A 12063-nucleotide genomic window follows, 5' to 3' on the forward strand; every position below is an offset into this window, starting at 1 on the left:
TGTCCCGCTCGTGCGGGGTGAAGCCGGGGACCTCGGCGTTCGTGGAGTCGGAGAGCAGGAGGTCGATGCCCTCCTCGCTCAGCCGCGCGAAGGCGTGCAGGTCCGTGAGGCGGTTGTCCAGCGGGAGCTGGTCCATCTTGAAGTCGCCGGTGTGGACCACCATGCCCGCGGGAGTGCGGATGGCGACGGCCAGCGCGTCCGGGATGGAGTGGTTGACCGCGACGAACTCGCAGTCGAAGGGGCCGATGCGCTCGCGCTGCCCCTCCGCCACCTCGAGGGTGTACGGGCGGATGCGGTGCTCCTGGAGCTTGGCCTCGATCAGGGCGAGGGTCAGCTTGGAGCCGATCAGCGGGATGTCCGGCTTCTCGCGCAGGAGGAAGGGGACGCCGCCGATGTGGTCCTCGTGGCCATGGGTGAGGACGATGCCCTCGATGTCGTCGAGGCGGTCCCGGATGGACGAGAAGTCCGGCAGGATCAGGTCGATTCCGGGCTGCTCCTCCTCGGGGAAGAGCACTCCGCAGTCGACGATCAGCAGGCGGCCGCCGTACTCGAAGACCGTCATGTTGCGGCCGATCTCGCCGAGGCCGCCGAGCGGGGTGACGCGCAGGCCGCCCTCGGGGAGCGGCGGGGGCGGGCCGAGTTCAGGGTGCGGATGACTCAAAAGACTCTCCTCACCACGCGCGCCACGTACCGGTGTGGCACGTGGCGCAGCGTGACGTTCGTGCAGTAGCAGTTGTTGTGGGATGCGGGCACCGGTGGCCCCGCTATTCAGTTGTGAAGCGTTTACGCGCGGTGGGGTTCCGCGAAGTCTGTTGTCAGAGCTGTACCCCGCCGGCGGCAAGATCGATCTTGAGCTGGGCAATCTCTTCCGGCGAGCACTCCACCATGGGGGCGCGCAGCGGTCCGGCGGGCAGGCCCTGGAGGGCGAGCGCGGCCTTGGTGGTCATGACGCCCTGGGTGCGGAACATGCCGGTGTAGACGGGGAGCAGCTTCTGGTGGATCTCCGTGGCCTTCTGTACGTCGCCGGAGGTGTACGCCTCGACCAGGGCGCGCAGGTCCGGGGTGACGACATGGCCGACGACGGAGACGAAGCCGACCGCGCCCACGGAGAGCAGGGGCAGGTTGAGCATGTCGTCGCCGGAGTACCAGGCGAGGCCGGAGCGGGCGATGGCCCAGCTGGCGCGGCCGAGGTCGCCCTTGGCGTCCTTGTTGGCGACGATCCGGGGGTGCTGGGCGAGCCGGACGAGGGTCTCGGTGTCGATCGGGACGCCGCTGCGGCCGGGGATGTCGTAGAGCATGACCGGCAGCTCGGTGGCGTCGGCGACGGCCGTGAAGTGCCGGTACAGGCCCTCCTGCGGGGGCTTGTTGTAGTACGGCGTGACGACGAGGAGGCCGTGGGCGCCGGTCTTCTCGGCGGCCTTGGCCAGCTCGATGCTGTGGTGGGTGTCGTTGGTGCCGACGCCGGCCACGATGTGGGCGCGGTCGCCGACCGCCTCCAGTACGGCTCGTACGAGGTCCGATTTCTCCGCGTCGCTGGTGGTCGGGGACTCGCCGGTGGTGCCGTTGACGATCAGGCCGTCGTTGCCTGCGTCCACCAGGTGGGTGGCGAGCCGCTGTGCGCCGTCGAGGTCGAGTGCGCCGTCCGCCGTGAAAGGCGTGACCATGGCGGTGAGGACCCGCCCGAAGGGGGTCTGCGGAGTGGAGGTCGGAGCCATGGGTTACACGCTACTCGTTGCTCAAGGCGCGGTCTGCCCTCGGGGGGCGGGATAAGTCATGACAAATGTGGAGCCCGGCACTGCCTGCTCGGGGGTTCAAGCAGTGCCGGGTCCGTTTGATCAGGCTAGATGAACTTCTCCAAATGCCGCAATACGGACACTTCGTGCGGCTGATCCGTACATCAGTCCCGCCCGGGGAAACCCTGTGCGTTACGGGGCGACGCGACCGTTGGCGTTGAAGGCGGCGTAGGTGAGCGGCATGAGCTTCGCCCACTCGGCCTCCATCTTCTCGCCCACCATCTCGATCTCCCGCTGCGGGAAGGACGGCACCTTCGCCAGCTCGTGCTGGGTGCGCAGGCCGAGGAAGTGCATCAGCGAGCGGGCGTTGCAGGTGGCGTACATCGAGGAGAACAGGCCGACGGGGAGGACGGCGCGGGCGACCTCGCGGGCGACGCCGGCGGCGAGCATCTCCTGGTAGGCCTCGTACGCCTGCCGGTAGGTGTCCTCCATGACGCGCCCGGTGAGCTCCTGCTGCGCCTGAGTGCCCTCGACGAATTGGTACTTGCCGGGGCGGCCCTCCTGGACCAGCTTGCGCGAGGCGTCCGGGACGTAGAAGACCGGCTGAAGCTCCCGGTAGCGGCCGGACTCCTCGTTGTAGGACCAGCCCACGCGGTGCCGCATGAACTCCCGGAAGACGAAGATCGGGGCGCTGATGAAGAAGGTCATCGAGTTGTGCTCGAAGGGGCTGCCGTGCCGGTCCCGCATGAGGTAGTTGATGAGGCCCTTGGAGCGCTCGGGGTCCTTCGTCAGCTCCTCCAGGGACTGCTCGCCGGCGGTGGAGACTCGGGCGGCCCACAGCACGTCGGAGTCGGCCGCGCTGTGCTTGACCAGCTCGACGGTGACATCACTGCGGAAGCTGGGCTTGAGGTCGTCGGCGGGGGTGTCGGTCACGGCTCGGAGGGTCCTTCCATCACTTCACTCGGGCGGCGCCCACTCTACGGGCCCCCACTGACAACAGGGCTTTCGGCCGGCCGGCCGGGCTCCGGCTGCTGGGGGCCTGCACGCGGCGGCACGCCGACCGGTTCGCTGGTCCTCGGCATGCCGGCGCCGCCCACCGCCCCCGCCGGTGGGGCGCAGCAGTCGCAGGTGTCGCAGGAGTGCTGACTCCATCGGACCCCCGAAGGTGGTCAGCGGGGAGCCGGGTCGATAGCCTCACCGGGCACAGCCCCTGCGTGGAACGAGTGAGGACCAGCCGTGCCCCTGCCCTTCCTGACGGCCGACCGTGCTTTCGAGGCAGCGGACGATGTCGCGCTGCCCTTCGACGACCGCGACCGCTGGCGGCGCCCCTACCGGCCCGGCCCCTGGCGGGTCGGCGCGGCCGCGGTGGGGCTGCTGCTGGCCTCGTACGTGCTGTTCGCGGCCGTCGTCATCGCGCTGACCGGCACGGTCGGCGGTGCCGGTGTCGTCTTCGGTTTCGCCCTGCTGATCATCGCCGCGGCGCTGCGGCTGCTGCGGATGGGCGTGTGGGTGAGCGCCCGCGGGCTGCGCCAGGTGGGTTTCTTCGTCACGCGGACGGTCGGCTGGGACAAGGTCGTCTCCGCGCGCACGGTGCAGCAGCCGGTGCGCTGGCTGGGACTGCCACGCACGGTGCAGGGGCAGGCCCTGCTCCTGGAGCGCCGGGACCGGGCCTCCTCCGACATGCCTCCGCTGCTGACCACCCACAACGCCGACTTCCTCGCCCGCTTCGAGGCCTTCGACCGGGCGGCGGACAGCGTCGAGGCATGGGCCGCGGAGTACGGGCGGAGCTGAGCCGGCCGGCGAGGTTCACACGGAAGGGGCCGGACCGCGGTGGACGCGGACCGGCCCCTTCGGCGTACGACGTTCAGACCTGGACCGGGCGGCCGTCGTGCAGGGCGATGGCGCGCTGCATGGCCTTGCGGGCGCGGGGGGTGTCGCGGGCGTCGTGGTAGGCGACGGCCAGGCGGAACCAGGTGCGCCAGTCGTCCGGGGCGGCTTCCGTCTCGGCCTTGCGGCGGGCGAAGACCTCGTCGGCGGAGTCGCGGTCGACCCGGCCGCTCGGCAGCCGCTTGAGCTCGTCGACCGGCAGGCCGCCCTCGGCGTCGAGTTCGGCGGCGAGGGCGTTGGCCCTGCGGACGAACTGGGTGTTCTTCCACAGGAACCAGACGCCGATGACCGGCAGGATCAGCACCGCCACCCCGAAGGTGACGGTCAGCAGGGTGCCGGACCGGATGAGCAGTACGCCGCGGCTGCCGACCAGGACGAAGTAGACGACCAGGACGGCGGCCGTTATGGCGTAGGAGATCTTCGCGCGCATGTCGTGCTGTCCTCGGGTCAGCCCAGGTCCAGGAAGTGCTCCAAGCCGAAGGTGAGGCCCGGAGTCGTCACCACCCGGCGGGCGCCCAGCAGGATGCCGGGCATGAAGCTGCTGTGGTGCAGCGAGTCGTGGCGGACGGTCAGGGTCTCGCCCTCGCCGCCGAGCAGGACCTCCTGGTGGGCCAGCAGGCCGCGCAGGCGGACGGAGTGGACGGGGATGCCGTCGACACTCGCGCCGCGCGCGCCGTCCAGGGCGGTCTCCGTCGCGTCCGGCGCCGGGGCGGTGCCCGCGGCGGCGCGGGCCTCGGCGATGAGCTGGGCCGTGCGCGTGGCGGTGCCGGAGGGGGCGTCGACCTTCTTCGGGTGGTGCAGTTCGACGACCTCGACGGACTCGAAGTACGGCGCGGCGATCTGCGCGAACTTCATCGTCAGGACGGCCCCGATGGAGAAGTTCGGCGCGATCAGCACGCCCGTCTGCGGGGATGCGGCCAGCCAGCCCTTGAGCCGCGCGAGACGCTCCTCGGTCCAGCCCGTCGTACCGACGACGGCGTGGATGCCGTGGCCGACGCAGTACTCGAGGTTGGCCATCACCGAGTCGGGCGTGGTCAGTTCGACGACGACCTGGGCGCCGGTCTCCGCCAGGACGTCCAGCGTGTCGCCGCGGCCGAGGGCGGCGACCAGCTCCATGTCCTCGGCGGCCTCGACCGCCCGTACCGCCTCGGAGCCGATCCGGCCCTTGGCACCGAGGACCGCCACGCGCAGCTTGCTCATGTTCCTGCTTCCCTATCGGTGGTGTTTCAGGCGACCGCGTCGTTCAGCCGGGCCGCCTGCTTGTCCTTGAGCGGGCCGATGACCGACAGCGAGGGCCGCTGTCCCAGGATGTCGCGGGCGACGGCACGGACGTCGTCCGGGGTCACCTCCGCTATCCGGGCGAGCATGTCGTCGACCGACATCTGCTCGCCCCAGCACAGCTCGCTCTTGCCGATGCGGTTCATCAGCGCGCCGGTGTCCTCCAGGCCGAGGACGGTGGAGCCGCGCAGCTGACCGATGGCGCGGTCGATCTCGTCGTCGGTCAGGCCGTGCTGGGCGACATGGTCGAGCTCGTCGCGGCAGATCTTCAGCACGTCGTGCACCTGGGACGGACGGCAGCCGGCGTAGACGCCGAACAGGCCGCAGTCGGCGAAGCCGGAGGTGTACGAGTACACGCTGTAGGCCAGGCCGCGCTTCTCGCGGACCTCCTGGAACAGCCGGGAGGACATGCCGCCGCCGAGGGCGGTGTTGAGCACGCCGAGGGCCCAGCGGCGCTCGTCGGTGCGGGCCAGGCCCGGCATGCCGAGGACGACGTGCGCCTGCTCGGTCTTGCGGGCGAGCAGTTCGACGCGGCCCGCGGTGCGGATGGTCCGCCTGCCGTCGCGCGGGGCGATGGGGCGGGCGTCGAGGTCCTTGAAGGCACCCGCCTTCTCGAAGGCCGCGCGGACCTGTCGTACGACCTTGTTGTGGTCGATGTTGCCGGCGGCGGCGACGACCAGGTGCGTGGGGTCGTAGTGCTTCTTGTAGAAGCGGCGGATGCGGTCGGCGGTGAGGGCGTTGACGGTGTCGACCGTGCCGAGGACCGGGCGGCCGAGGGCGTTGTCGCCGAACATGGTGTGCGCGAACAGGTCGTGCACACAGTCGCCCGGGTCGTCCTCGGTCATGGCGATCTCTTCGAGGATCGCGCCCCGCTCGACGTCGACGTCCTCCTCCAGGATCAGGGAGCCGGTCAGCATGTCGCAGACCACGTCGATGGCGAGCGGCAGGTCGGTGTCGAGCACGCGCGCGTAGTAGCACGTGTACTCCTTGGCCGTGAACGCGTTCATCTCGCCGCCGACGGCGTCGAGGGCGGAGGAGATGTCCAGCGCGCTGCGCTTCCGGGTGCCCTTGAAGAGCAGGTGCTCCAGGTAGTGCGTGGCGCCGTTCAGAGCCCGGGTCTCGTCGCGGGAGCCGACGTGGGCCCAGATGCCGAAGGTCGCGGAGCGGACGGAGGGCAGGGTCTCGGTGACGATGCGCAGGCCGCCCGGGAGCGTCGTCTTGCGGACGACACCGATGCCGTTGGCGCCCTTGATCAGGGTTTGGGTACGGGCGACGGCCCGCGCCTCCGAAGAGGTGCGGGCCGTCGCCTTGGAGCTCGTCGACGTCACTTGTCGGCGTCGTCCTTCTTGTCCTCGGAGCCTTCCTCGCCCTCGATCACGGGGATCAGGGAGAGCTTGCCGCGGGAGTCGATCTCGGCGATCTCGACCTGGACCTTCTGGCCCACACCGAGGACGTCCTCGACGTTCTCCACGCGCTTGCCGCCGGCCAGCTTGCGGATCTGCGAGATGTGCAGCAGACCGTCCTTGCCGGGCAGCAGGGAGACGAACGCGCCGAACGTGGTCGTCTTGACGACCGTGCCCAGGTAGCGCTCGCCGACCTCGGGCATCGTCGGGTTGGCGATGCCGTTGATCGTGGCGCGGGCGGCCTCGGCGGACGGGCCGTCGGCGGCACCGATGTAGATGGTGCCGTCGTCCTCGATCGTGATCTCGGCGCCCGTGTCCTCCTGGATCTGGTTGATCATCTTGCCCTTGGGGCCGATGACCTCACCGATCTTGTCGACCGGGATCTTCACGGTGATGATCCGCGGCGCGTTCGGGGACATCTCGTCGGGCCGGTCGATGGCCTCCATCATCACGTCGAGGATGTGGAGACGCGCGTCGCGGGCCTGCTTGAGGGCGGCGCCCAGGACGGAGGCCGGGATGCCGTCCAGCTTGGTGTCGAGCTGGAGGGCGGTGACGAACTCCTTGGTGCCGGCGACCTTGAAGTCCATGTCGCCGAAGGCGTCCTCCGCACCGAGGATGTCGGTGAGGGTGACGTAGTGCGTCTCGCCGTCGATCTCCTGGGAGATCAGACCCATGGCGATACCGGCGACCGGGGCCTTCAGCGGCACACCGGCGTTCAGCAGCGACATGGTGGAGGCGCAGACCGAGCCCATGGACGTCGAGCCGTTCGAGCTGAGCGCCTCGGAGACCTGACGGATCGCGTAGGGGAACTCCTCGCGCGTCGGCAGGACCGGGACCAGGGCGCGCTCGGCGAGGGCGCCGTGGCCGATCTCGCGGCGCTTCGGGGAGCCGACGCGGCCGGTCTCGCCGGTGGAGTACGGCGGGAAGTTGTAGTTGTGCATGTAGCGCTTGCGGGTCACCGGGGAGAGGGTGTCCAGCTGCTGCTCCATGCGGAGCATGTTCAGGGTGGTGACGCCCAGGATCTGGGTCTCGCCACGCTCGAACACCGCGGAGCCGTGGACCCGCGGGATGGCCTCGACCTCGGCGGCCAGGGTGCGGATGTCCGTCAGCCCACGGCCGTCGATGCGCTTCTTCTCCTTGATCACGCGCTCGCGGACGAGCTGCTTGGTCAGGGAGCGGTACGCGGCGGAGATCTCCTTCTCGCGGCCCTCGAACTCCGGCAGGAGCTTGGTGGCGGCGAGCTCCTTGACGCGGTCCAGCTCGGCCTCGCGCTCCTGCTTGCCGGCGATGGTGAGCGCCTGGGCGAGCTCGGAGCGGACCGCGGAGGACAGGGCCTCGAAGACGTCGTCCTTGTAGTCCAGGAAGATCGGGAACTCGGCGGTCGGCTTGGCGGCCTTCGCGGCGAGGTCGGCCTGGGCCTTGCAGAGCACCTTGATGAAGGGCTTAGCGGCGTCCAGACCGGCGGCGACGATCTCCTCGGTCGGCGCCTCGGCGCCGCCCTCGACCAGCTTGATGGTCTTCTCGGTGGCCTCGGCCTCGACCATCATGATCGCGACGTCGCCGTCCTCCAGGGTGCGACCCGCGACGACCATGTCGAAGACGGCGTCCTCGAGCTCGGTGTGCGTCGGGAACGCCACCCACTGGCCGCGGATCAGCGCGACGCGGACGCCGCCGATCGGGCCGGAGAAGGGCAGACCGGCCAGCTGCGTGGACGCGGAGGCGGCGTTGATCGCCACGACGTCGTACAGGTGGTCGGGGTTGAGCGCCATGATCGTGGCGACGACCTGGATCTCGTTGCGCAGGCCCTTCTTGAAGGACGGGCGCAGCGGGCGGTCGATCAGCCGGCAGGTGAGGATCGCGTCCTCGGAGGGACGGCCCTCGCGGCGGAAGAAGCTGCCGGGGATCTTGCCGGCGGCGTACATCCGCTCCTCGACGTCCACCGTCAGGGGGAAGAAGTCGAGCTGGTCCTTGGGCTGCTTGGAGGCGGTGGTGGCCGACAGCACCATGGTGTCGTCGTCCAGGTACGCCACGGCGGAGCCGGCGGCCTGCTTGGCCAGGCGGCCCGTCTCGAAGCGGATGGTACGGGTGCCGAAGGAGCCGTTGTCGATGACGGCCTCGGCGTAGTGGGTCTCGTTCTCCACTAGCAATTTCTCCTCGTCTTCGTCCCGGGCTGCCCGTGTGGCAGGGGGACGATGGTGGAGAAGCGCTCCGTGCGGTGCGGGCCGGTCTTCGATCGAAGCACCCGGGGCTCGCTTCCCCCCGGGGGCCACTACCGAGGACCGGCGGCGGCTAGGTGCGCTTCTCCCCTTCTTGTCGTCTCTGTTCGTCTGTCGTGCTGTGTCGTACGTAATGCGTTGTGCGTTGTGCTACCACACTACAAAGGGGCAGTGACAGTCCGCACGTTTCCGTACGTACGGCAAAGGGAGCGGTCCCGGTCTCTTCCCGGGAACCGCTCCCTTCACGGCGTCTTACTTGGCGCCGGCCGCACCGCGGCGGATGCCGAGACGGTCGACCAGCGCACGGAAGCGCTGGATGTCCTTCTTGGCCAGGTACTGCAGCAGGCGGCGGCGCTGACCGACCAGGATCAGCAGACCACGGCGGGAGTGGTGGTCGTGCTTGTGGGCCTTCAGGTGCTCCGTCAGGTCGGAGATCCGACGCGACAGCATGGCGACCTGGACCTCGGGGGAGCCGGTGTCGCCCTCCTTCTGGCCGAACTCGCTGATGATCTGCTTCTTCGTAGCGGCGTCGAGCGACACGCGTACTCCTCGATACTGTCTGAATGGCCACCGAGTGCCCCCGGTCCACATCTCGGGGGAGCTTCCGTTACTCGGGAGGCGGGGATCCGCTGAGCGCGACCTCCAGAGCGCGGCTCCGGGGGTGCGTACACATACGGCCGCCACCCAGAGTACCAGCAGGCGACGGCCGCTCTCGCCGGGGTCCCGGAACCGCTCCGCACGCGCGTGTGCGGCCACTAGGGTGACCTGCGGGATCGTTCGTACGTCGGGAAGGGGTCGCGTCGCGATGACGGAGACGGCTGAGGAGATCAAGGCGCGCAAGGAGCGGGAGCGCGACGAGCTGTACGCGCTCGACATCTCCGGCGTCGAGTGGCACAGCGCGCCGGGCACGGAGGAGCACGAGGAGCGCGTGGAGATCGCGTACCTCCCCGACGGGGCCGTGGCCATGCGCTCGTCGCTCGACCCGGACACCGTGCTGCGCTACACGGAGGCGGAGTGGCGTGCCTTCGTGCTGGGCGCGCGGGACGGGGAGTTCGATCTGGAGCCGGCGCCGGGCGAGAACGCGTAGGCGCCGAGCGGCTGCGACGCGGGGCGGGGGCCGGTCCGGGCTCCCGCCCCGCTGTCTTCACTCCTTGTTCTTCACCTTCTTGTTCTTCTTGTTGTTCTTCTTGTTGTTCTTCACTTCTTGCGCGGCGCGTCGGGTTCGATGCCGACGGCCAGCCAGACCCAGGCCTTGTCCTCGTCGGGGGCGCTCGCGGCCTTGGCGGCGAAGAAGACGCGGCCGTTCTGGACGACGATGTGGGCCAGTTCCGTCGAGGTGAGCGTCCAGGCCTCGGAGGGCAGATCGAAGTAGAGGTACGGGGTCTCGTCGCCGGTGCGCGGGTCGAGGGCGACCAGGCCCATGGGCGTGATGTGGTCGCTGCTGTCGCGCAGCGCGAGGAGCTTTCCGCCGCTCATCCGCAGGGGGTGCAGCAGGGCGTTGCGGCCGGACTCGAACTTCTGCATCGTGCGGCCGGTCTTGAGGTCGAAGCCGACGATCCAGTTGTAGTTGTGGATCGTGTCGCCCTGCTCGGCGGTGGTCAGGAAGACCTGTCCGGCGCCGACGGTGACGGTCGGGCAGTCGTCGGTGGCGAGCATGTCGGTCTCGTCGGCGCATGTGGCGACGTAGGCGTCCTTGCCGAGCGCGATGGTGCTGAGGTTCTTGCCGTGCTCGTCCAGGGCGAGGATGTCCGTGATGCCGATGTCGGCGGCGGAGACCGCGAGGACGGCGGGCCTGCTGGAGACCACCCGCACGTCGTGGATGCCCGCCTCCAGGGCGTACGTCCATCTCGTCGCCCCCGTGCCGGGGTCGACCTCGCGCGCCTTGTAGGTGATGCCGTCGTACGACCCGTCGGTCCAGCACTGCAGGCGCAGCACCAGCGTGGGGCCGCCGGCGGCGCCGTAGTGCTCGCACTTGTCGGCGGGGTCGGACTCGATGCGCCAGCGCCGCTCGCCGGTGTCCATGGCGTAGGCGTCGGTGCCGCCGCCCCAGGTGACGGCCACGATGCCGTGGACGAGGGCGACGCCCGGTGTGTCCTGGCCGCCCGCGTGCTCCGCGGTGCCCGCGCCGGTGCCGAGCTTGGAGGCCGGGATCTCGGCCTGCCAGACCTTCTTGCCGTCGTCGAGGTCGACGAAGGCGACCTGGTTGCACAGCGCGTCCGCGTCCTCGCCGGAGCGGAACAGCACGGCCGTACGGTTCTCTCCGGTGACCTGGCGGGTGACGCCGCAGAGGGGTCCGTCGAGGCGCAGCTTCCACGTCTCGTCGCCGACGGCGACGTCCTTGCCCATCGGGAAGCCGACCAGGGTGCGGTTGATGCCCTTGGCGAAGATCTTGTCCGTGGCCCAGGTGCCCGGCATCTCGTGGCGTTCGCCGGCGGCCATGTCGTCGGCGGAGAAGCGGAAGCCCATCACACCGCGCTGGTTCGCGGGCTGCTTCTCGACCGTCTCGCGCACGTCGAGCGGGCCCGCGCCGGCGGCGGCCGGTGCCTTGGGGTCGTCGCGCCCCGAGTCGTCACCGGTGCCCAGGACGAGCCAGCCGCCCACGCCGAGGGCCGCGGCCAGGACGACCGCCAGGCCGCCGCCGAGTACGCGCTTCCTTCGGCGCTTTTGCTGCTCCTGCTCCGCGGACAGCGCGGACTGGGTGTACATGGAGGGGGGCGGGCCGAAGCTCACGCGAAGAGGTCCTTGTCTGTGGGCGGTTGGGGGGTGGGCGGCGATGATCGGCTTCTACTATGCCCGGCGCCGTGCGGCGCGGCCGGGGCGGGTGCGGTGACCTGGGGCGGCGGCCCCGGAGCGGTGCGTCAGGGACGGCTCCGGGGCGGGTCGGGGGTGAGTCCGGGTCGGGTCGGGGGGTGAGGGCGGCGTCGGCGGGCAGGCTGAGACACGAGGGGCGGGTGCTCGGTGCGCGGTGCTCGGTGCTCGGGGGAGGACGGGCCTGCCGGGGTGACGTACACGGTGACTAGGCTGGGGCCGGGCGTGGCGCCAGACCCGTGGACCGGGCGTCGGCGTCCCAGGGGGAGAGCCGGTGGATCGGACGACCTCGGAAACGACCTCGAACGACATCGGAAGACGAGACATGGTCGCCCCGGCACGGCATGCGGGTGTCCGACCACACCAGGAGGAACTGTGAGCAGCGATCGGGACGGGATCCGCGGGGGCTGGGCGACGCCCGGCGACGACCAGCCCGACGCGGAGTCCGCCATCGAGACGACGGGCGAGTTCACCATCGATTACGCGCCGCCCGCCTGGTACACGCAGAACGCGTCGGCGGATTCGGCCGGTTCGGCGGGGTCGGCGGGTTCGGAGGAGCCGGCGGGTTCTGGGGCTTCGGCTGGTTCGGCCGCTTCGGCCTCTTCGGTGGGCTCGGGGGATTCCGGGGCTTCGGCTGATTCGGGGGCTTCCGCGGATTCGGCTCAGGGCGATGCCGGGGCGGAGGCTGACGCCGCTTCAGGTGGCGGGGCCGGTTCGGGGTCTGCGTTCGGCGGGGCT

At 70.3% G+C, this 12063-nt stretch carries 11 protein-coding genes and 1 pseudogene (1 of these 12 cut by a window edge); 3 read left to right on the forward strand and 9 right to left on the reverse strand.

The features are described 5' to 3' along the window. The 3 genes from RKD23_RS10610 to thyX all read right to left on the reverse strand — a co-directional run. Positions 1 to 661 carry the start of a ribonuclease J gene (locus RKD23_RS10610; protein WP_424853465.1) on the reverse strand. The gene continues 1025 nt to the left of window position 1, outside the view, so the window shows 661 of its 1686 coding nt (coding positions 1-661); its start codon is at positions 659 to 661; the stop codon falls past the left edge of the window. Between the two features lie 154 nt (positions 662 to 815). Next, positions 816 to 1715: a 4-hydroxy-tetrahydrodipicolinate synthase gene (gene dapA, locus RKD23_RS10615; RefSeq protein ID WP_404046633.1), complete on the reverse strand. Its 900-nt coding sequence runs from the start codon at positions 1713 to 1715 to the stop codon at positions 816 to 818. Between the two features lie 210 nt (positions 1716 to 1925). Beyond that, on the reverse strand, positions 1926 to 2666 hold the full coding sequence (gene thyX, locus RKD23_RS10620; protein WP_424853466.1) for an FAD-dependent thymidylate synthase: 741 nt from the start codon (positions 2664 to 2666) through the stop codon (positions 1926 to 1928). A 303-nt stretch (positions 2667 to 2969) separates the two neighbouring features. On the opposite strand from thyX, the gene RKD23_RS10625 reads away from it, so the two are divergent. Next, the gene (locus RKD23_RS10625) at positions 2970 to 3524 is read left to right on the forward strand and encodes a hypothetical protein (RefSeq protein WP_424853467.1); all 555 of its coding nucleotides are present in this window, start codon (positions 2970 to 2972) and stop codon (positions 3522 to 3524) included. A 73-nt stretch (positions 3525 to 3597) separates the two neighbouring features. Here the strand turns inward: RKD23_RS10625 and RKD23_RS10630 are convergent, their stop codons facing one another. From RKD23_RS10630 to rpsO, 5 genes are all read right to left on the reverse strand, one after another. Continuing rightward, positions 3598 to 4050 carry a hypothetical protein gene (locus RKD23_RS10630; protein WP_424853468.1) on the reverse strand — a complete coding sequence of 151 codons (453 nt, stop codon included), beginning with the start codon at positions 4048 to 4050 and terminating at the stop codon, positions 3598 to 3600. 17 nt (positions 4051 to 4067) lie between these two features. Further along, positions 4068 to 4820, reverse strand: a complete 753-nt coding sequence (gene dapB, locus RKD23_RS10635) for a 4-hydroxy-tetrahydrodipicolinate reductase (protein ID WP_424853469.1) — start codon at positions 4818 to 4820, stop codon at positions 4068 to 4070. Between the two features lie 26 nt (positions 4821 to 4846). Beyond that, positions 4847 to 6226 carry a M16 family metallopeptidase gene (locus RKD23_RS10640; RefSeq protein ID WP_424853470.1) on the reverse strand — a complete coding sequence of 460 codons (1380 nt, stop codon included), beginning with the start codon at positions 6224 to 6226 and terminating at the stop codon, positions 4847 to 4849. Next, a complete protein-coding gene (locus RKD23_RS10645; RefSeq protein ID WP_424853471.1) occupies positions 6223 to 8442 on the reverse strand; it encodes a polyribonucleotide nucleotidyltransferase in 2220 nt (739 codons plus the stop codon). The genes RKD23_RS10640 and RKD23_RS10645 overlap by 4 nt, the downstream gene beginning before the upstream one ends. A gap of 327 nt (positions 8443 to 8769) precedes the next feature. Continuing rightward, positions 8770 to 9057, reverse strand: a complete 288-nt coding sequence (rpsO, locus tag RKD23_RS10650) for a 30S ribosomal protein S15 (RefSeq protein ID WP_404046612.1) — start codon at positions 9055 to 9057, stop codon at positions 8770 to 8772. A 265-nt stretch (positions 9058 to 9322) separates the two neighbouring features. Between rpsO and RKD23_RS10655 the strand changes: the two genes are divergently transcribed. After that, entirely contained in the window at positions 9323 to 9604 is a 282-nt protein-coding gene (locus RKD23_RS10655; RefSeq protein ID WP_404046609.1) for a DUF397 domain-containing protein, read from the forward strand. A 110-nt stretch (positions 9605 to 9714) separates the two neighbouring features. On the opposite strand, the gene RKD23_RS10660 is transcribed toward RKD23_RS10655, so the two are convergent. Further along, the gene (locus RKD23_RS10660; protein WP_424853472.1) at positions 9715 to 11247 is read right to left on the reverse strand and encodes a PQQ-binding-like beta-propeller repeat protein; all 1533 of its coding nucleotides are present in this window, start codon (positions 11245 to 11247) and stop codon (positions 9715 to 9717) included. A 453-nt stretch (positions 11248 to 11700) separates the two neighbouring features. On the opposite strand from RKD23_RS10660, the pseudogene RKD23_RS10665 reads away from it, so the two are divergent. Continuing rightward, a pseudogene (locus RKD23_RS10665) lies at positions 11701 to 11829 on the forward strand (SCO5717 family growth-regulating ATPase); the annotation flags it as partial. Positions 11830 to 12063: the final 234 nt, after the last annotated feature.

Source organism: Streptomyces sp. SAI-170 (assembly GCF_049739565.1).
Taxonomy (GTDB): Bacteria; Actinomycetota; Actinomycetes; order Streptomycetales; family Streptomycetaceae; genus Streptomyces.